Annotated in this window: 19 protein-coding genes; 13 read left to right on the top strand and 6 right to left on the bottom strand. The window is 67.7% G+C overall.

Annotated features, from left to right (window positions below):
* Positions 1-72: 72 nt before the first annotated feature.
* The 8 genes from gcvP to IEY31_RS09760 all read left to right on the top strand — a co-directional run bounded on the left by gcvP (position 73) and on the right by IEY31_RS09760 (position 9,542).
* A complete protein-coding gene (gene gcvP / locus IEY31_RS09795) occupies positions 73-2,937 on the top strand; it encodes an aminomethyl-transferring glycine dehydrogenase (RefSeq protein ID WP_188971422.1) in 2,865 nt (954 codons plus the stop codon).
* Positions 2,938-3,198: 261 nt separating this feature from the next.
* The gene (locus tag IEY31_RS09790) at positions 3,199-3,693 is read left to right on the top strand and encodes a hypothetical protein (RefSeq protein ID WP_188971420.1); all 495 of its coding nucleotides are present in this window, start codon (positions 3,199-3,201) and stop codon (positions 3,691-3,693) included.
* A gap of 89 nt (positions 3,694-3,782) precedes the next feature.
* Complete coding sequence (locus IEY31_RS09785) at positions 3,783-5,243, top strand: ATP-binding protein (RefSeq protein ID WP_188971418.1); 1,461 nt, start codon at positions 3,783-3,785, stop codon at positions 5,241-5,243.
* Between the two features lie 79 nt (positions 5,244-5,322).
* On the top strand, positions 5,323-5,526 hold the full coding sequence (locus IEY31_RS09780) for a tautomerase family protein (RefSeq protein ID WP_188971416.1): 204 nt from the start codon (positions 5,323-5,325) through the stop codon (positions 5,524-5,526).
* A gap of 12 nt (positions 5,527-5,538) precedes the next feature.
* Positions 5,539-6,225, top strand: coding sequence for a hypothetical protein (locus IEY31_RS09775; protein ID WP_188971415.1), 687 nt, complete (start codon positions 5,539-5,541; stop codon positions 6,223-6,225).
* Between the two features lie 185 nt (positions 6,226-6,410).
* Positions 6,411-7,274 carry a CAP domain-containing protein gene (locus IEY31_RS09770; protein ID WP_229723463.1) on the top strand — a complete coding sequence of 288 codons (864 nt, stop codon included), beginning with the start codon at positions 6,411-6,413 and terminating at the stop codon, positions 7,272-7,274.
* A 199-nt stretch (positions 7,275-7,473) separates the two neighbouring features.
* Positions 7,474-8,271 (top strand): CAP domain-containing protein, encoded by a 798-nt coding sequence (locus IEY31_RS09765; RefSeq protein WP_229723462.1) that lies wholly within the window; start codon positions 7,474-7,476, stop codon positions 8,269-8,271.
* Between the two features lie 74 nt (positions 8,272-8,345).
* Positions 8,346-9,542 (top strand): hypothetical protein, encoded by a 1,197-nt coding sequence (locus IEY31_RS09760; RefSeq protein WP_229723461.1) that lies wholly within the window; start codon positions 8,346-8,348, stop codon positions 9,540-9,542.
* 100 nt (positions 9,543-9,642) lie between these two features.
* On the opposite strand, the gene msrB is transcribed toward IEY31_RS09760, so the two are convergent.
* Complete coding sequence (gene msrB, locus IEY31_RS09755; protein WP_188971411.1) at positions 9,643-10,107, bottom strand: peptide-methionine (R)-S-oxide reductase MsrB; 465 nt, start codon at positions 10,105-10,107, stop codon at positions 9,643-9,645.
* A 453-nt stretch (positions 10,108-10,560) separates the two neighbouring features.
* Complete coding sequence (locus IEY31_RS09750; RefSeq protein ID WP_188971409.1) at positions 10,561-11,532, bottom strand: RluA family pseudouridine synthase; 972 nt, start codon at positions 11,530-11,532, stop codon at positions 10,561-10,563.
* 221 nt (positions 11,533-11,753) lie between these two features.
* On the opposite strand from IEY31_RS09750, the gene IEY31_RS09745 reads away from it, so the two are divergent.
* The 5 genes from IEY31_RS09745 to IEY31_RS09725 all read left to right on the top strand — a co-directional run bounded on the left by IEY31_RS09745 (position 11,754) and on the right by IEY31_RS09725 (position 15,082).
* A complete protein-coding gene (locus IEY31_RS09745) occupies positions 11,754-12,509 on the top strand; it encodes a ferritin-like domain-containing protein (RefSeq protein ID WP_188971407.1) in 756 nt (251 codons plus the stop codon).
* A gap of 59 nt (positions 12,510-12,568) precedes the next feature.
* Positions 12,569-13,309: a ferritin-like domain-containing protein gene (locus tag IEY31_RS09740; protein WP_188971405.1), complete on the top strand. Its 741-nt coding sequence runs from the start codon at positions 12,569-12,571 to the stop codon at positions 13,307-13,309.
* 107 nt (positions 13,310-13,416) lie between these two features.
* Positions 13,417-13,683, top strand: coding sequence for a twin-arginine translocase TatA/TatE family subunit (gene tatA / locus IEY31_RS09735; RefSeq protein ID WP_188971403.1), 267 nt, complete (start codon positions 13,417-13,419; stop codon positions 13,681-13,683).
* Positions 13,684-13,773: 90 nt separating this feature from the next.
* Positions 13,774-14,319 (top strand): RNA polymerase sigma factor, encoded by a 546-nt coding sequence (locus tag IEY31_RS09730; protein WP_229723460.1) that lies wholly within the window; start codon positions 13,774-13,776, stop codon positions 14,317-14,319.
* Between the two features lie 73 nt (positions 14,320-14,392).
* On the top strand, positions 14,393-15,082 hold the full coding sequence (locus IEY31_RS09725; RefSeq protein WP_188971401.1) for an anti-sigma factor: 690 nt from the start codon (positions 14,393-14,395) through the stop codon (positions 15,080-15,082).
* Between the two features lie 114 nt (positions 15,083-15,196).
* Here IEY31_RS09725 and IEY31_RS09720 read toward each other — a convergent pair whose 3' ends face one another.
* Genes IEY31_RS09720 through IEY31_RS09705 form a run of 4 tightly spaced genes read right to left on the bottom strand, consistent with a single transcriptional unit; the run spans position 15,197 to position 19,860 of the window.
* On the bottom strand, positions 15,197-17,032 hold the full coding sequence (locus IEY31_RS09720; RefSeq protein ID WP_188971399.1) for an ATP-binding protein: 1,836 nt from the start codon (positions 17,030-17,032) through the stop codon (positions 15,197-15,199).
* Complete coding sequence (locus tag IEY31_RS09715; RefSeq protein ID WP_188971397.1) at positions 17,029-18,102, bottom strand: DNA double-strand break repair nuclease NurA; 1,074 nt, start codon at positions 18,100-18,102, stop codon at positions 17,029-17,031. Before IEY31_RS09715 ends, IEY31_RS09720 begins: the two co-directional genes overlap by 4 nt.
* A gap of 56 nt (positions 18,103-18,158) precedes the next feature.
* Positions 18,159-18,905: an ABC transporter permease gene (locus IEY31_RS09710; RefSeq protein ID WP_188971395.1), complete on the bottom strand. Its 747-nt coding sequence runs from the start codon at positions 18,903-18,905 to the stop codon at positions 18,159-18,161.
* A 10-nt stretch (positions 18,906-18,915) separates the two neighbouring features.
* Complete coding sequence (locus IEY31_RS09705) at positions 18,916-19,860, bottom strand: ABC transporter ATP-binding protein (protein WP_188971393.1); 945 nt, start codon at positions 19,858-19,860, stop codon at positions 18,916-18,918.
* Positions 19,861-19,933: the final 73 nt, after the last annotated feature.

Raw genomic sequence — 19,933 nt, 5'->3', positions numbered from 1 at the left:
TTTCCTCTCTGGGCAGGCCATAGAGCACCACCGGGCTTGCCACCTTTTTTTACCCCACCCAAGGAGTTTGCCATGCGCCCCCCCCAGACCCGTTCACTCAGCGAACTGCTGAACACCAACGACTTTACCCACCGTCATATCGGCCCCAACGGACAGGAACAGGCCGAAATGATGCAGACGCTGGGCGTGACCAGCCTGGACGAGCTGATTGCAACCACGCTGCCCGAGGCCATCCAGTTCCACGGCGAGCTGACGGCGGGGCCGGGCGTGACCGAGGCGCAGGCGCTGGCCGATCTGAAAGCGGTGGCGCAGAAGAACCGGGTGTTCCGCAGCTACATCGGGATGGGATACGCGGGAACGCACACGCCAGGGGTGATCGGGCGCAACATGCTGGAGAATCCGGGGTGGTACACCGCCTACACGCCGTACCAGGCCGAGATCTCGCAGGGCCGGCTGGAAATGCTGCTGAACTTCCAGCAGATGGTGATGGATTTAACCGGCATGCCGGTGTCCAATGCCAGCCTGCTGGACGAGGCGACGGCGGCGGCGGAAGCCATGACCCTGGCCAAGCGCCAGGGCAAGAGCAAGGGCAACGCGTTCTTCGTGGCCGACGATGTGCATCCGCAGACTCTGGCCGTGATCCGGACGCGGGCGGAATACTTCGGCTTCGAGGTGGTCACGGGCGATCCCTCCGGCGAGCTGCCGGAAGGCGTGTTCGGCGTGCTGGCGCAGTACCCCGGCACCTACGGCGACCTGAGGGACCTGTCCCCGATTGCGGAGAAGACCCATGCGGCGGGCGCGGCGTTGATCGTCGCCGCCGACTTGCTGGCCTGCGCGCTGGTCACGCCTCCGGGCGAGCAGGGCGCGGACATCGTGGTGGGCAGCGCCCAGCGTTTCGGCGTGCCAATGGGCTTCGGCGGGCCGCACGCGGCGTTCCTGGCTTGCCAGAAGGGCTTCGAGCGTTCCATGCCGGGCCGCGTGATTGGCGTGAGCAAGGACAGCCGGGGCCGGGTAGCCCTGCGAATGGCGATGCAGACGCGCGAGCAGCACATCCGGCGCGAGAAGGCCACTTCCAACATCTGCACGGCGCAGGCGCTGCTGGCAAACATGGCGGGAGCGTATGCCGTGTACCACGGACAGGAGGGCATCCGCACCATCGCCCAGCGCACGCACCGCATGGCCGGGATTCTGGCCAGGGCGCTGGGCGACGCGGGCCTGACCGTCAACGACAGCTTCTTCGACACGCTGACCTTTGAAGGCGACGCGGCGGCCATCCGCGAGCGGGCCGAGGCGAAGGGCATCAACTTCCGCTACGACGGCGGGCGCATCGGCGTCACGCTGGACGAGACGGTCACGGTGGCGGACCTCTCCGACGTGATCGAGGCGATCACCGGCAACGCGGTGGACGTGCTGGCGCTGGATGCGGGCGCGGTGGACGGCATTCCCGCTGATCTGGGGCGCACCTCCGACTTCCTGATGCACCCGGTATTCAACACGCACCACAGCGAGCACGCCATGCTGCGTTACCTGAAAACGCTGGAGAACAAGGATTACAGCCTGACGCACGGCATGATTCCGCTGGGCAGCTGCACCATGAAGCTGAACGCCACCGCCGAGATGATCCCGGTGACGTGGCCCGAATTCGGGCAGTTGCACCCGTTTGCCCCCGCCGATCAGACCCAGGGCTACGTGCAGATGCTGGCCGAGCTGGAAGGCTGGCTGGCCGACATCACCGGCTACGACGCCGTGAGCCTGCAACCCAACAGCGGCGCACAGGGCGAGTACGCGGGCCTGCTGACCATCCGCAAGTACCACGAGAGCCGGGGCGAGAGCCACCGCAGCGTGTGCCTGATTCCGGCCAGCGCGCACGGCACCAACCCCGCCAGCGCGGCCATGATGGGCATGAGCGTGGTGGTGGTCAAGACCGACGCCGAGGGCAACATCGACTTTAGTGACCTGAAGGCCAAGGCCGAGCAGCATAGCGAGAACCTGGGCGCGCTGATGATCACCTACCCCAGCACGCACGGCGTCTACGAGGCCAACGTGACCGAGGTGTGTGACCTGATCCACCAGCACGGCGGGCAGGTGTATCTGGACGGCGCGAACATGAACGCGCTGGTGGGGGTGGCCAAGCCGGGGCTGATCGGGAGCGATGTAAGCCACCTGAACCTGCACAAGACCTTCGCCATTCCGCACGGCGGCGGCGGGCCGGGCATGGGGCCGATTGGCGTCAAGGCGCATCTGACCCCGTTCCTGCCCAGCCACCCGGTGGTCCCCACCAGCGACAGTGCCACCGGGGCCGTCAGCGCCGCGCCGTATGGCAGCGCGAGCATTCTGCCGATCTCGTACCTGTACATCCGGCTGCTGGGGGCACGCGGCCTGCGCCAGAGCACGGGCGTAGCGCTGCTGAATGCCAACTACATCGCGCAGCAATTGGCCGGCGCGTACCCGATTCTGTACAGCGGGCGCAACAGACGCATCGCGCACGAGTGCATCATCGACATCCGGCCCCTCAAGGCCGACAGCGGCATCAGCGAGGAGGACATCGCCAAGCGGCTGATGGATTACGGCTTCCACGCCCCCACCATGAGCTTCCCGGTGCCTGGCACGCTGATGATCGAACCCACCGAATCCGAGCCGAAGGCGGAGCTTGACCGCTTTATCGCCGCCATGCTGGGCATTCGCCGCGAGATTCAGGAGGTTCAGGACGGGCTGATCAAGGCCGAGGACAGCCCGCTCAAGCACGCGCCTCACACGCAGGAAGACCTGCTCCAGGCTGAGTGGAACCGGGCCTACAGCCGCGAAGTGGGGGCCTTCCCCAGCGCCGCGCAGAAGGCGTGGAAGTACTGGCCCGCCGTGAACCGGGTGGACAACGTGTACGGCGACCGGAACTTCGTGTGCAGCTGCCCCCCGATGGAGGATTACATCGGCGTTTGATCCCAGTTAAGTTTGATCGCCTAGAGAAGCAGGCGGGAGCATGATGGCTCCCGCCTGTTTTCTCCTTCCCGCCTGGGCCGCCGCAGAGGAAAGACGGGCAAGCCACAGCCGGGCGACACGGCGCCATCGGGCTCGCCCTCCGTAGCGTCACGGAGAAGGCCGTGTGGACAGGAAGGTTGGCCGCCAACTCCCACCTACCACGCCCCCAAACCCTGCCCAGCGCAGTGCCACTCCCCCCTGCCCCTCTGCCATCATGTCCCCATGAGCGATCTCGACGGACGCATGGGCGGCCTCACGGCGGGCTACGACATCAAGGCGAAGTGGGACGGCGAACGCCTGCGCGGACGCATCGGTGGGCACTTTGGCGGCAAGGACATCGACCTGACCCTGAAGGGCGGCGAGGTGGACGGGCGAATTGGCGGCGTGTTCGGCGGCTTCGACGCGCACGGTGCGGTGGACGGCCAGCGGGTGGAAGTGCGGCTGGGCGGACGCATCGACGGCGACAACGTGGAACTGAAGGTCGGCGCCGACAGCATCACGGGCCGTTTCTCGGGCCGGATCGCGGGCAAGGACGTGGAGCTGCGGCGGGATGGCCCCACTCTGCATGGACGCATCGGCGGACGGCTGGACGGCAAGGACGTGGAGTTGCAGTTCGGCCAGATTCCGCCTGCGCTGGCGGCCCTGGCGGCGGTGTGCGCCTTCAAGGCGCTGGAAGACGAGCAGAACGACGCGTCGGCCAGCGGCAACTCGTCCTGAAGACCTGAGCCGTACCCGCCCCGCCGTCGCCCGATTCTCCAGCAACCCGCACATTCGGGATTTTGGCCCCGTGCTACGTTTTTCCCGATATGACCGCTGCAAATATGACCGCCAGAGCCAGGACGCTGGGTGAACTGCTGGACACGCCCGGTTATGCCGGACGCACCCCTTTCGACGGAAAGATCCGGCTGGTGCAGGACGAGGTCCGCGAGAACCTGACCCGCAAGCTCCGCAGCGGCGAGGAACTGTTCCCCGGCGTGGTGGGCTACGACGACACCGTGATTCCGCAACTGGTCAACGCCCTGCTGGCGCGGCAGAACTTCATCCTGCTGGGGCTGCGCGGTCAGGCCAAGAGCCGTATCCTGCGGGCCATCACGGAACTGCTGGATGACGTGGTGCCGGTGATTGAAGGCATGGACATGCCCGACGATCCCCTGAACCCGGTGGGTGCGGAAGGCAAGCACATGCTTGAGGTCCACGGCATGGATCTGCCAATCCGCTGGCTGCCCCGCGCGGACCGCTACGTGGAAAAGCTGGCGACGCCCGACGTGACGGTGGCGGACCTGATCGGCGACGTGGACCCCATCAAGGCCGCCCGCCTCGGCACCTCGCTGGGCGACACCCGCAGCATGCACTTCGGGCTGCTGCCGCGCGCCAACCGGGGCATCTTCGCGATCAACGAGCTGGCGGACCTTGCGCCCAAGGTGCAGGTGGCGCTGTTCAACATCCTTCAGGAAGGGGACGTGCAGATCAAGGGCTACCCCATCCGTCTGGAACTGGACGTGATGCTGGTCTTTTCCGCCAACCCCGAGGACTACACCGCACGCGGCAAGATCGTCACGCCGCTCAAAGACCGCATCGGCAGTGAAATCCGCACCCACTACCCCACCGACGTGAAACTCGGCATGGACATCACCGCTCAGGAGGCCGTGAAGGCTGAAGGCGTCACCGTCCCCGGTTTCATGGCCGAGCTGATTGAGGAGATCGCCTTCCAGGCCCGCGAGGACGGCCGCGTGGACAAGATGAGCGGCGTGTCGCAGCGCCTGCCGATCAGCCTGCTGGAAGTGGCCGCCGCCAATGCCGAGCGCCGCAGCCTGATGGGCGGCGACGAGGCCGTGGTGCGCGTCAGCGACGTGTACGCGGGCCTGCCTGCCATCACCGGCAAGATGGAGCTGGAATACGAGGGCGAGCTGAAGGGCGCGGACAATGTGGCCAAGGAAGTGATTCGCAAGGCCGCCGGGGCCGTGTATGGCCGCCTGTGCGGCAGCATGGACACCCAGAAACTGGAAAAGTGGTTCGAGGACGGCAACGTCTTCCGTTTTCCGCAGTCCGGCGATTCCGGCGCGGCCATGAAGGCGACGAAGGAAGTCCCCGGCCTGGGCGACATTGCCGCCGAAGTCGCGGGCAGCAGCAGCGACGCTGTGCGGGTCAGCGCCGCCGAGTTCGTGCTGGAAGGGCTGTACGGCCGCAAGAAGCTCTCGCGTGCCGAGGAGCTGTACGCCGCGCCCGAACCCGAAACCCGCCAGCAGCGCGGCGGACGCTGGAACTGAGCTCAGCAGGCAGCGCGTGAATGGAGCCATTGGATCTTTCCGGCGGCTCCATTTTCCTCGCGCGCTTAGAATTGCCCGCATGCCCCACACCAACGTCCGGCAGACCCGCAAGGACATCACGACTGAACAGAAAGCCCAGATCGTCCGGGAAATCACCGCCACCCTGCAGAGCCTGCTGGGCAAGCGGCCCGAGAGCGTCCATGTCGTGATCGACGAGGTGGAGCCAGAGAACTGCGGCCACGCGGGCGAACTGGCCTCCGAGCACCGCAAGCGGCAGCCGTAGGCGTTGGGCGCCGTGCTTCCCCCCGTCCTGACCGAACTGACCGAGTATTTCGCGCCGCTGTCCACCTTTCAGCGGGAGGAGGCGGGGGCAGTCACGCTGCTGACACCGGGCGTGAACGTGCTGGGCCTGAACGCGACGTATCTGCCACAAGTTGTGCCGGATCTGCGTTCTGCCCTGGCGTGGCATACAGCGCACAAGCTTCCGCCGCTGCTGGCCTCGCTCTCGTCTGTCGCCGGGGCGCGGAAGATGGCGACGCTGGAGGTCGGGACGCTGGGGGCGGGGACGTTGCTGCTGGGCGAACCCAACGACGCCGACATTGTGGTCGAGCAGATCAGCCGCCTGCACCTGCCGCAGTGGGCCGGTGTGCTGACCGCAGCACACGGCACGCCAGAGTGGGCCACACCGCTGGCCCGGCATCTGGCCGCGCGGCTGGAAGGGCAGCGCGGGTACCTGCCGCTGCTGGCCTACAACCCTGCGGGCGAGGCCGTGGGGGCGCTGCTGTGGCAGGCCAGCGGGACGGGCGGCGCGGCCCACCTGTGGGGTGCGTTGGATGCCGCCGCCGCTGGCGCCCTGCTGCGGACGGCGGCGGCGCTGGGCCAGCACCTGCGCGTTTCCGTCCCCGATCTATCCATCTTTGCCACAGACGGCCCATTGTCCGCAGTGGAAACTGTAAATTTTAGCCTTACCGAACCCATCTAGCGTATCTTTTCCATCATTACTTCAGGACACACGCGGGTTCTTATTTAGATAGCATGAGAAAATAGAATTGTGACGGCAAGTGTAAAACAATGGTTGCCATGCACCCAGAAGCAGGCCAGCGTTTCATGAGAGATGAGAAATCTATCCTCACGGTAAAGAGGATTTGCCGAAGTCTAATGACGGACGTGCCTTTTTCCCTGAAACGTTCCAGTGGCCTTGCCGCCCTGACCCTATCTGTCATCCTGAGTGCCTGCGGAACCGCGCCTGCGCCTCAGGACCTTGCCTCCGCACCTAACGCCAGCAGCGGCGCGGTGGCCGGCGACGTCCTGAGCGCCCAGGCCATCTCCGGGGCGCTGAGCCTCACGGCGGGCCAGACCCAGCAGATCAACATCTACGTCGGCGGGCAACCGGCCCAGCCAGGACAGCTGCGGTGGACCACCAGCAACGCTGCCGTCGCCACAGTGACGCAAACGGGCCTGGTCAAGGCCGTCGCTGCCGGCAGCGCGGTGGTCCGCACCACCCTGGTCAGCAACCCCAGCGCCTTCCTGGACTTCAGCGTGACCGTGGCCGCCGCCAGTGCGCCCGCACCGGCCCCCACCCCGACACCAACCCCCACGCCTCCTGCACCGCCCGCCTCTGGTGACACCGCGCAGCAGGTGCTTCAGCTGGTGAACGCGGCCCGCGCCCAGGCCCGGAACTGCGGCGCGGCCAGCTTTGCCGCGGCCCCCGCCGTCACCCTGAACGCCCAGCTGGGGCAGGCTGCGCAGGGCCACGCCAGCGACATGGCCGCCCAGAACTACTTCAGCCACACCAGCAAGGACGGGCGGACCTTCGTGCAGCGCATCCAGGCCACGGGTTACGCGTACCGCACCATCGGCGAGAACATCGCCGCCGGGCAGTCCACCCCCCAGCAGGTTGTGGCCGGCTGGCTCCAGAGCGAGGGCCACTGCCGCAACATCATGAACCCCAGCTTCCGCGAACTGGGCGTGGGCTACGCCAAAGGCGGCAGCTACGCCCACTACTGGGTGCAGGATTTCGGCGCCCGCTGATCAAGCTGTTATTTTAAGATCTTGAGCAACGGTATCGGGGAATTCCCTGACGCCGTTGTTCTCTTTGCGCCGCTGTTCTCCTCTTTCTACAGGAACCGATCTGCCAAACCTGATCCTCACCAATTTCCCCACCGCCCGCCGTGATTCAAAGGTGACGGGCAGCGGCCTCTCGCCGTTCGGCGGGTGCTCTAATGACCGGGTGCGCCGCCTCTCTCGCCTGCTTCTGCTCGCCTGTCTCGTGCCCGCGCTGGGGGCCTGCACCGTGTCGCACCGCGCCGCCCAGCCGGAGGCGGGCGGGCCAGCGCTGCCCACAGCCCAGGTGGTTCCCGCCGCCACAGCACGGAACATGACGCTGGGCCAGGACATGCAGCTTGAGGTCACCCTCAACGGACGCCCGGTGCCGCCGGGCCACCTGACCTGGACCAGCAGCGATCCAGGCGTCGTGACGATCTCGGCCGGTGGGCTGGCGCGCGCGGGCGGGGCGGGGCAGGCATCGGTGCGGGCCACCCAGACCGGGTCAGGCCACGTCCTGGCCGACTTCCGTGTGCGGGTCACGGCCCCGCCGCCCCCCACCCCACAGCGGCTGGACGCGCTGACCCGGCAGGTGCTGGAGCTGACCAACGCCGCGCGGGCCAGGGGCCAGACCTGCGGGCGCAGCGCCTACCCGCCCGCGCCCCCCCTGGAGTCCGAGGCGCGGCTGGGTGCGGCGGCCCAGGCCCACGCCGCCGACATGGCCGCCCGCAACTACTTCAACCACATCAGCCCGGACGGACGGGCACCCAAGGACCGCATCAACGCAGCCGGATACAGCTGGCGCGCCATTGCCGAGAACATCGCCGCCGGGCAGGCCGACGCGCAGGAGGTGGTCAGCGGTTGGCTAAGCAGCGAGGGCCACTGCCGCAACCTGATGAACGCCGAGTACCGCGAACTGGGCATCGGTCTGGCGCAGAACGCGGTCGGCAAGCGCTACTGGGTGCAGAATTTCGGGACGCGCTGAGTCCTGGGATGCGCTGAGCGCGTGGCGGGGGTAGGGCCTTTGAACCCCTGGACCTAACCGCCCGTACCTGTGGCATGTGCCCTGCCCATCCCCGACCCTTCCGCCTGAGCCTGAGCGCGCTGGTCCTGACCCTGCTGGGCACACAGCCGGCGTGCGCCCAGCCGTTCCCGGCGGCAGCCCAGACGCTGACCCTGCCGGCCCCAGCGGTATGGCTGGCGGCGGAAGGCGAAGGCCCCCAGGTCTACGCCGTTACCGCCGCAGGTGACCTGCTGGCCGTGCGCAACGGTCAGGTCACGCAGCTGGCAAAGAACTTTTCCAGCACCTTTATCTCCGCCTGCTCGGGCCGGGTGGTGGGCGTGAACGACGCGGGGCAGCTGCGGGTGTGGGACGGCAGCGCGGTGCAGGGTGGGCCGGGCGCGGACCTCTCCCCACTGGCCCATCCGGTTTGCCTGCCCACGGGCATCGTGGCGGTGTCGCGGGCGGGCGATCTGGTGCGCTTTGATCCTGCTGCCGGAGGCTGGCGTGAGTCGGCCCGGACGGCGGCCCACGCCCTGCCAGACGCCCAGCTGACCGTGGCGGATCTGGACGGCGCCGGCGAGGCGGTGGTGGCCCTGACCCGGCCCGACGCCGCACGCTACGCCCACGGCATTCTGGGCGACGCCGTGGAGGCCACCGAACTCACGCTGTTCGAGCGGCATAGCCTGAAGGTGCGGTCCCGCCTGCGCCTGCCGGCCCCCCTGGTTTTTGAGGACCTGCAGGCCCGGCCCGTCCGCCTGACGGGCGACAGGGACACGCTGGCCGTCGTCCGGTCCAGCCCCAGCGGCGGCGGGGCACTGGCGCTGGTGGAAGGCAGCGGCGACACGCTGACCTTCCGGGCTGTGGGTCCGGATTTCGGGCAGCCGAGCCGCTGGCTGGCCCCGGTCGTCGGGTTCGGGCAGCTGTGGGCGGTGCGAACGCCACACATCGGGGGCCAGCTGGTGCAGTACACGGCGGCAGGTGAGGCGCTGAACGCGTCCGCGCCCTTCGGGGGGCTGTCCAACCACGGCATCGGCAGCCGCAACCTGAACGCGGCGGTCCTGACTGCGCCGGGCCAGCTGGCGCTGCCAACCCAGGACCGCCGCACCCTGCTGGCGCTGGACTGCCGCGCCGCCTGTCAGGTGACCGGGAAGCTGGCCCTGGGCGGCACCCTCACCAGCAATCTGCTGAGCGTCGGCCCACAGGTGTGGATGGGAGACAGCGGCGGCACGCTTCACGGCTGGACAGTCCGGTAAGCTGGTCTCTCTCCTCGTACGTCCAGAGGGCCTCCAGAAGGGCGGCGACAGCAAATAAAAACAGCCCCCTCCGCCAGGGAGAGGGCCGGGGCGGGGGGGCCTAGCTGAACAGAGGGCGGTACTGGCCGTACCCCTCTTCTTCCAGCTTCTCCGCCGGAACAAAGCGCAACGACGCCGAGTTGATGCAGTAGCGCAGGCCGCCCTGCTCCTGCGGGCCATCGGGAAAGACGTGGCCCAGGTGAGAATCCGCGGTGCCGGAACGGACCTCGGTGCGGGCGTAGCCGATCTTGTAGTCGGTGTTCTCGGTCAGCTGTGCGTCCTGAATGGGGCGGGTGAAGCTGGGCCAGCCGCAGCCCGCGTCGTACTTGTCGGCGCTGGAAAACAGCGGCTCGCCCGACACCACGTCCACGTAGATGCCGTCGCCTTCATGGTCCCAGTACTCGCCGGAAAAGGCCCGCTCGGTACCCTCGTGCTGGGTCACGCGGTACTGCTCGGGCGTCAGGCGCTCACGCAGCTCGGCGTCGCTGGGCTTGCTGTACTGGGGGGCTTTGACGGGATCAGTCATGGCCAGAGTCTAGGAGTTCAGGTCGCCCACAACCGTGGCCGCCTGCCCGCTGGAGGCTTGAGACGTTCTTTGGACTTCCTGCCGGCGCTGGCCAGAGCCGTCATTCAGAGCGCCTGGAGAGAGGCTGGCCCTTCCCCCACCCTGAAGAGGAGGTCATCCACCATGCCCGGGGAACGTACGGTCCGCCTCCCCAGACCGGCCGGTCGCCCTTCGATATGGACCCCCTGACCCCGTGCATCAGCGCGTGTTTCGAGTGCGCGCAGGTCCGCACCTCCCGCGCCCACTCCGGCCTGGGCAAAACCAAACACGCCGGGCACCTGACCCACTGCATCCGCCTGAATCTGGACTGCGCCGACAGCTGCACCAACGGCCGAGGCTGGTGCACCATACGCAGCCGGACCTGGGCGCGGGGCCGAGTGCCAGCAGCACGCCGAGGGCAGGACCAGGAATCCGTCAGCCCAGGGTTTCCAGGGTGTCGGGAAGTGTGCCGCCCAGTCCCACCCACGCGCTCAGCAGATCATCCGGCGCGGGCGCGTGCAGGTGCAGGGTCTCGCCGGTCATGGGGTGGGGCAGGGCCAGAAACTGGGCGTGCAGGGCCTGCCGAAGCATCACCTCGCTGGGGCGGCCATAGACCGTGTCGCCCAGAATCGGGCTGCCCAGATGTGCCAGATGCACGCGGATCTGGTGGGTGCGGCCCGTGCGCGGCTGGGCGCGGACCAGCGTCAGCGTGCGCCCATGCCCGTCCGGGTGAGCGACCAGCGGCGTGAACAGGGTCTGGGCATCCCGCGCGTTCGCGCCGCCCACGGTCATGCGCTGGCGCTGCACCGGGTGGCGGCCCACCGGCGCGTCAATCTGAACCTTCTGCTGCGCCTTCCAGGTGCCGGCGGCAATGGCCAGATAGGTCTTGCGGGTGTCGCGGTCCTTGAAAGCGGCGGCCAGCCGGGCGTGGGCCTCCACGGTCTTGGCCACCACGATCACGCCGCTGGTGTCCTTGTCCAGCCGGTGCACGATGCCGGGGCGGTAGCCGCCCTCGCCGTCAAAATCCGTCTGCTGGGGCAGGTCCATGCGCCCCAGCAAGGCATTGACCAGCGTGCCGCTGCGGACGCCCGGCGCGGGGTGGGTGATCATGCCCGGCGGCTTGTTCACGGCAATCAGGAACTCGTCCTCGAACAGCACGTCCAGCGGCACCTGCTCGGCCTCCACCGACGCCTCGGGCGGGGGCGGCACCTGCACCGTCAGCACCTCGCCGCCGCGCAGTTTGAGGCTGGGCTTTGGGGCCACCTCGTGGTCTACCTGCACGCGGCCGTCGGCAATCCAGGCCGCCACCTGGGACCGGCTGTGACCGGTCAGCGCAGCCAGCGCAGCGTCGAGCCGGCCCGGCGTGGCCTCCAGATGCAGTGTCGCCGTGGCAGCAGAGTCGTTCACGCCGGACAGTCTAGGCGCTGGCCCCCGTTGCCAGGCCGACCTTCACCTGCCCTTTAGGCTTCGCGGTCCGCTGATCCGATCCTACCCCCCCTGCATATACCCAACTGAGCGAAGGTTCTGCGGGCGGCCCAGCGGCCACCTGCCTGAGCCGGACCCCCACCCAGACTGCCAAGGTCTGGAGGGACATATAGGCGAGCAACGCCGCTCAAGGGAGGATTTTCATGCCGGAGAACGTAGAAACGACAGCCGCAGAGATCACGCAGGGCAAGGGCACATCCCGCCGCCACTTCATGGGCTACCTGGGACTGGCCGGGGCAGGCACCGCACTGGTGGCCTGCAACCCGGCCCCCACGCCCAAACCCATGACCGCTGCGGAAAAGCAGGACCTCGAAATCCTGAATTACGCCCTGACGCTGGAGTACCTGGAAGCGGATTTCTACAACCAGTTCACTGGCAATGGCGTGAATGCGTCCAAGCTGAGTGACCCGCAGGTCAAGCAGTACGCCAAGGAAATCGCGGCGCACGAGAACTCCCATGTTGCGGCGTTGAAGCAGACCATCCTTAACCTGAAAGGCACCCCGGTCGCCAAGCCCACCTTCGATTTCAGCCCGCTGATCGGCAACAAGCCCATCAACGATGAGCTGTTTCTGGCACTGGCCGCCACCTTCGAGCCGATTGGCGTCCGCGCCTACCTGGGTCAGGTGGCCCGCCTGAGCAACCCCGAACTGATCGCCGTCGCTGGAGCAATCCACGCTGTGGAGGCCAACCATGTGTCGGCCGTGCAGGAACTGCGCGTGAAGCTCGGTCACAACAAGAATGCGCTTCGCCAGACCGATATCGCCCCCCAGAGCGTGGCCAAGCCCACGAGCCTGGCGGCCGGCGACTTCGACGCCGACTACTCTCCGACGCCCACGGCCCTGTGGAAGGAACTGACCATGGCTCAGGTTCTGGAGATCGTCAAGCCGGTCATCAAGTAAACGGCCCATCCAGCAGGCCGCCTGAACCTCGTTCCCGTGACTCCAGAGGAGAATCCCACATGACTACCCCCACCCCCAACCGCCGTTCGTTCCTGAAATTCGCCGGAGCCGGCGCAGGTGCCGTGATGCTCGGCGGCGTGAACATGACCGCCCTGGCCGCCACCAGCGTGACCACCAAGAGCCCGCAGCAGGACATCGATATCCTGAATTACGCGCTGCTGCTGGAGTACCTGGAAGCCGAGTTCTACAACCTGTTCAAGACCGGCGGGCCGCAGAACTCCAAGCTGACCAATGCCCGCGTCAAGGCCTACGCCGATCAGGTGGCCGCCCACGAAAACGCCCATGTCACGGTCTTGCAGGACACCATCAAGAGCCTCGGCGCGACGCCGATCTCCAAGCCCAACATTGACTTCAAGCCGCTGCTGACCAATGCGGACGGCAGCGCCAAGACCATCAACGACGAGCTGTTCCTGACGCTGGCCGCCGTCTTCGAGCCCATCGGCGTGCGCGCCTACCTGGGCCAGGCCGACAAGATTCAGGCCGCCGCTCTGCTAACCGCTGCCGCCAGCATTCTGGCCGTGGAGGCCAACCACGCCAGCGGCATTCAGGAACTGCGCCGTCAGCTGGGCCACACCAACGCCAACCTGCAGACGTCGATTGCCCCGCAGCCTGTGGGCGGCGAAAACGTCACCGATACCAGCAATTTCAACCTGAACTACTCGCCTACCCCCACCGACTTCTGGAAGCCGCTGGACATGGCCACCGTGTCGGCCATTGTTGGGCCATTGCTGCCTAAATAAGGCACACGCACAACCGTTCCACCCGTCCTCAGGGGACGCCGGCTGGCCTTCGGGCGGCCCGTCCCCTGCTCTGTTCCCCACTGCCACACCTTCAGGAGATAAATCCTATGCCCAACATCGGCCCCGCAGAACTGATCGTGATTCTCCTTGTCGCCCTGTTGGTCTTTGGCCCCCGCAAGCTGCCCGAACTGGGCAAGAGCCTAGGCCACGGCCTGCGCGAATTCCGCAAGAGCACCCAGGGCCTCAAGGCCGAGCTGGACGGAGCCACCATCGTCGCCTCCCCTGTCGTCGAGCAACCGGTGACGGTGGCCCAGCCCGCCAACATTCCCCTCAGCGCCGCCGCCGTGACCCCGCAGCGCAACGCGGAAGCCTGAGTCGGACCAGATCGGCCACAATCGATAAAGTTGTCCCAACACTGATGAAACTTTACGGGTCCTGACCCTTGATAGGGTGACTTTTACCCCATGAGCCTCCCCATCCTTCCCCCCGATGCTCCCGACGCGGCGCTGCTCCAGGCGATGGCGGGTGGGCAGGAAGACGCCCTGCGAGAGCTGCATGAACGTTACGCCCGCCTGCTGTACGCCCTGGGCCACCGGATGCTGCGCCAGACCGACGACGTGGAAAGCTGTGTCCAGGACGCTTTTATGAACGCCTGGAAGCACGCAGCACGCTTCGATGCCTCACGGGCCAGCGTCAAGACCTGGCTGATCAGCATTGCCCACCACCGCTTCTTGCAGGAGCTGCGTGACCGTCCCCAGACCCCGCTGGAAATCGAGGACTGGGACGCGCCCACCGCCGCCGCCGATCCCACCGACCGGCTGATGGCCGAGCAGGCAGTACAGGGGCTGGACACAGACCAGCGGCAGCTGATCGAACTGGCATATTACCGGGGCTACACCCACAGCCAGCTGGCCGAACTGCTCAACCTGCCGGTAGGCACTGTAAAATCCCGGCTGCGCACGGCGCTGGGCCGCATGAAGGCCAGCCTGGGCCCTTCCGGAACGTTATGACACTCTCTTTTCTTCTGCATTAGGACTGCAACCCTGGGTCCGAATGACGTCCATACGAGGCAGGTGAACACGCATGAGCATCCAACGAGACGATCTGATCGCCCTGGCCCTGGGGGTTCTCTCCCCCCAGGAGGAGGCGCGTGTTCAGTCCGCCCTTCAGGCCGACCCCGGGTTGCTGGCCGAGTACAACAGTGACCTGGCGGCGCTGCACGCCCTGCCCGAACTGCTGCCGCCCGGTCAGGTGCCCCCTGGGGCCGCCGACCGCCTGATGGCGCGGCTGCGTGCCGAGGCCCAGGCCGCGCCGCCAGCCATCCCCCTCCCGCCGGCTCAGCCCCAGGAGCCCTCGGCTGAGGTGGACGCGGGCCGCAGGCCCTGGACCCTGGGGCTGGGTGCCCTGGGGCTGGCCGCCGCCCTGGCCCTGTTCTTCGCGCTACGCCCACCCACCGATCCGCTGACCCGTTACGCGGGCATGCCCGGTGCGGTCAGTCAGCCGCTGACCGGCCCGGATCAGACGCAGATTGGTCAGGTGGTGCGCCTGCAGGACGGCAGCGCCTTCCTGTACCTCAGCGCTGCCCCGCCAGAGGACCGCGTGTACCAGCTGTGGAAGATTGAGGGCGGCGCCCCGGTGTCGCTGGGCGTGATCGACGGTCAGGGCACGCTGGTGCCGGAGGCCCCCAATGGCCTGACCCTGGCCGTCAGCGTGGAGCCGCCCGGCGGCAGCGAACAGCCCACCACGACGCCGATCCTGGTGCAGCAGCTGTAGCAGGGGGAGACGGGCGCCGTTTCCCATCACCTGACCGTCTTCCCCGCCCTGAATCCTCAGCGGCCGTATCTGACGCCCGGACGGGCGTTTTCTGCTGGCTGTGCCCCTCCCGGCTCAGCGCAGCCAGTCGTCTCCCACCTCCACCACGTTGCGGCCCGCCAGATCGTCCACCTCGTCGCCACGGGTGGCCCAGGCCGGAAAGGGATAGTTGACCAGCACGGGGTTGGGCACGTCCGGCTGCGACACCAGCATGGTGCCGGGCTGCAGGATGCCGGCGCGGGCGCGGAAGCTCTGGGGCAGGAAACGGTACTCGGGGCGCTCGGCTTCCGCCAGATCCAGGCGGCCCACCACACGGATGGCGGCGTTGGAGACGATACGCCGCTCTACCTCGGAAGCCGTTTGCTGCGCGCCGATGAGAATGATGCCCAGCGAACGCCCGCGCTCGGCAATCTCCAGCAGGATGTCCTTGATGGGGCTGCCGTCGTCGCGTGGGGCGTACTTGTTCAGCTCGTCCAGCACCACAAAGACGGTGTCCTGCCGTCCGTACTTTTCCTTATGGTCGAAGACCTGCCGCAGCAACACGCCCACCACGAACATCTGCGCCGGGCCGGACAGGTTGTGAATGTCCACCACGCTCAACTGCGCGCCGCTCAGCAGGTTGGGGCGGTAGCGGTTGGCCTCGGCCTCGCTCAGGTCACCGCGAATCAGGGGGGTCAGGTGCTTCTGCACGCCGCGCAGCCGCCGGGTAAAGGCCCGCAAGGTGCCGGGGGCCTGCTTCAGGACCCACTTGGGATCGCCCTCGCCGTCGCGGTCTTCCAGGAGCTTGAACTCGATGTACGAGATCAGCTGCTCGAAGGTGCGCAGGTTCACGCCGCCCAGGTCGCCGAATTCCAGGTCCTCGGGCGGGGTCTCGCTCAGGTCCACCTGCCAGTCGTCCACCTTCAGCCCGGTGCCCCCACCGGTCTGCGTCCCGGCCAGCCGGAACAGTTTTTCCTCGATGTTGCCGATCACGAAGCCCAGGTTCAGGCTGCTGCCGGCGTCCGAGAAGACGTATTGCAGCAGGCGGTTGGCGCAGAACTCGCGCAGGGTGAAGACGAACGGGGTCACGCCCTCGGAACGCTGGTCGGTGTGCGGGACAATCGCGCTGCCTGCCGCGCCGGCGCGCGGCGGGGCCAGGAACTGGGTATCGCGGAAGGGGGTCATCGGCAGGCCCAGCAGGGCGTAGCGGTCCCCGGCGAAGCCCTTGTTGGCGCTGGCCTCGGCCTCCTTTTTCACCACCTTGCTGTTGGGTTTATCCAAGAACAGCAGGTCCTCGCCCTTGACGTTGAAGATGATGGCCCGTCCGCCGGAACTGCCTGCCATGCGCCCGCCGCTCTCCTGCGCCACGCGGTCCATCACGCCGCTGCGGAAGATGCTGTGCAGCAAAAAGAGGGCGTAACTGGTCTTGGTGGCCACCCCCGAGATGCCGGAGATATTGATGTGCCCGCCACTCTCGCCGTTGACGAAGCGGAAGTTGAGGGGCAACGGCTGCCCGTCCGCCAGCAGCCCGCCGGGAAAGCTGGCCTGCCCCATCTTGTCGGCGCTGAGGGCCATCTTCAGGTCATCGCCACGTGCGTGCCGCACCGTGTCGCCCGGCTGCGGCGGAATGAAGTTCTCGGGGTCCACCCGCGTCACCAGCACCCGCGCCGCGTAGCTGACGCTGGCGGGCAGGATGCCGGCCACCACGTCCTCCACGTCCGACTCGAAAGTCACGCCCTCGTGGCGCTTGCGGACGTTGTCCACCAGCCCGTAGAACCGCACCGGGCGACCATCGGGCTTCAGGGTTTCCACCACCACCAGGTCATCGAGTTGTACGCTCGCGCCTGCGCTCACGGCGAACCAGAAGACGGTGGGCGTCACGTCCTCGGTTCCCAGCACCATGCCAATCCGGGCCCCAGAGATGCCGGTCATGCCACCGCCCCCTCAAGGGCCACGTGGCCCAGTTCGCGCGCCAGATGCGAGCGGATCCGGCGCGTGACCAGCTCGGCACTGCCCATCGCGCGGCCCATCGCCTGCTCCAGCGCGGCGGTGGGAATCAGGTTCTGCGGCGCGCGGGCATCCTTATGGGGCTGGCTTGCCAACTTACACAGCAGCCGGCCCGACAGGTTGGCAATGTCCAGCACACCGCGCGGCACGAAGTCGCTGTCCTCGGGGGCGTGCATTTCCAGCCGCATCACCCCAGCCAGCGGGTGCTGGTAGAACGGCGGATCGCACAGGCGCACGTACCACGTAAAGCGCTGCTCACGGCCCTCACTGCCCTGTTCACCTCCCTGATCGCCGACCCGGAAGCGCAGCACCGGGGTGCGTTCGCCGGGCTTCAGGGTGCCCAGCAGACCAATCCGGTCTGCGCCCAGGTAGTCGGTGTGCAGGGTCTTGACGTAGCCCAGCACCGCGCGCCCCGCGCCGCCGATGCGCACCGGGCCGTCCTGCAGGACCAGCGTGTCGGGCAGGGCATTGGGGTCTGAATCGTCCAGCGGCAGGGCCGAGGCCAGCCGGTGGCTGAGTTCGGCCTCCGCGTCCAGCATCAGGCGCTGCACCTTGCTCTTCGCGCCTTCCAACCCGCTGCCACTGAAGACGTGCGGCGTGTATTCCAGCCGACCGGTGTGCGGATTGCGTGGGCTGAGGCGTTCTGCCCGTACCGTCGCCGCACTCTCGCTGCTGTAGGCCAGCACGCGCTGGGCCGCCACCTCCAACAGTTCGGCCTGCCGCGTGCCGTGCGGGCACAGGTCCACCGCGCCCGCCACAAAGGCCCCAAATCCGGCCAGGCTCAGGCCGCCCGCCTCGTCGTCCAGCAGCAGGCGGGCCTCCATGCGCGGTTTGCCGTCCACCACCAGCACGCGCCGAAGCCTGGAGGGAATCTCACGCGGCGCGATGGCGGCCCATACCTCTGTTTCGGCGTTGAAGACCAGCCCGGCAAAGGGCTTGAGGGTCAGTTGGCCATCCTGGGTGTCTACCGGCCAGGGGTCGAGACGAATCCGCATGCCGGGCATTCTAGGGCGGGGTGGCGGTGCCGACAGGTCAACATCTGGAAGGGGGGCTAGCGTCCGTCCGGCGAGACCAGGGCCAGCAGCGCGTCCAGGCTCAGGGCCAGCAAGCCGGCCAGAACCGCGCCGATCAGCACCAGCCCGGTGTTCTGCTGAGACAGCCCGTTGATGATCAGGCTGCCCAGGCCGCCCGCGCCCAGCGCCGCGCCGATGGTGGCGGTGCCGACGTTGTAGACCGTGCTGGTGCGGACGCCGGCCATTAGCACCGGGAGGCTCAGGGGCAGTTCCACCCGCATCAGGCGCTGACGGGCGGTCATGCCCACGCCGCGTGCGGCGTCCAGCACCCCCTGATCTACCGCCAGCAGGCCCGCAATGCCGTTGGACACCACCGGCACCAGCCCGTACAGCACCAGCCCCAGCACGGTGGGCGGCAGGCCCAGCCCCAGCGTCGGCACGGCCAGCGCAAGGATGGCAATGGTGGGGACGGTCTGACCCAATCCGGTGATCGTCTCGGTCAGGCGCATCAGGGCAGCGCGGCCCGGACGGGTCACAAACACCGCCAGCGGCACGCCGATCAAGAGCACGATCAGCTCCGCGCCCAGCACCAGTTGCAGGTGGATCAGCGTGAGCTGCCACAGGGGCCGCCCCCCGGTGTCCGGCGGAATCCCCGCCGACAGCGGTGCGAACAGGCTGGACAGCACGCCCGGAATCAGGCAGACCAGCAGCAGCGCGGGCCACAGCAGGGCGGGCAGAAAAGCCGAGACCGGGCGGCGCGTCCCGGCGGCGCGGGCGACGGTCATGCGGCTGCCCTCATCCCGCCGCCTCCAGCATCTGCCACGTCAGCACACCCTGCACCTGCCCGTCCGCGTCCAGCACCGCCAGGGCGTCGGACCGCTGGCCCAGCATGACGCTCAGGGCGCTGCGGACATTCAGCGAACCGCTGATCTGTGGCAGGCCGGTGCCGTCTCCCGGCTGGGCCAGTTGCGAGGCGGTCAGGCCCGCCAGCTGACGCAGCAGCGCGTCCTCGCCCAGGAACTGCCGCACGAACTCGCTCTCGGGGTGGCGCACCAGCTCATTGGGGGTGCCGAACTGCGCCAGCTCCCCGGCGTTCAGCAGGGCCACCCGGTCGCCCAGCCGCAGCGCCTCGTCGATGTCGTGGGTGACCAGCACAATGGTTTTTTGCAGGCGGCGCTGAATGTCCAAAAACGCCTCCTGCAACTTGTCACGGGCCAGCGGATCCAGCGCCCCGAAGGGTTCGTCCATCAGCAGCACCGGGGGATCGGCGGCCAGCGCCCGCGCCACGCCCACCCGCTGCGCCTGCCCGCCGGACAGCTCGTGCGGGTGCTTGTCCGCGAACTGCCCCGGTTCCAGGCCCACCAGCGCCAGCAGTTCCCGCGCCCGCTCGCGGGTCTGCGCCTTCGGGCGGCCCAGCAGGTCCGGCACGGTGGCGACGTTCTGCACCACGCTCAGGTGAGGAAACAGCCCGATCTGTTGAATCACGTAGCCGATCTGCCGCCGCAGGTCCTCCGGGCGCTGGGCCATGATGTCCTGCCCGTCCAGCAGAATCTGGCCTCCCGTCGGCTCGGTCAGGCGGTTGATCATCCGCAGCGTAGTGGTCTTGCCGCAACCCGAAGGCCCCAGCAGCGCCGTGATCTTGCCGTCCGGAAAGGTGAGGCTCAGGTTCCTGACAGCGTAGAACGTCTCGCCGGAGGTCTCGTTGACATACTTCTTTTCCAGATTCTGGAGTTCAATCATGGGCGGCTCCGGGCGGGGGAAAGTTGGGAGTCGAGGGTTGATGACGAGAGGAGGCCGGAGGCAGACCGCAGGC

The sequence above is a fragment of the Deinococcus aerolatus genome, assembly GCF_014647055.1.
GTDB classification, from domain to species: Bacteria; Deinococcota; Deinococci; order Deinococcales; family Deinococcaceae; genus Deinococcus; species Deinococcus aerolatus.
This window is presented reverse-complemented; position numbering and strand designations above follow the sequence as displayed.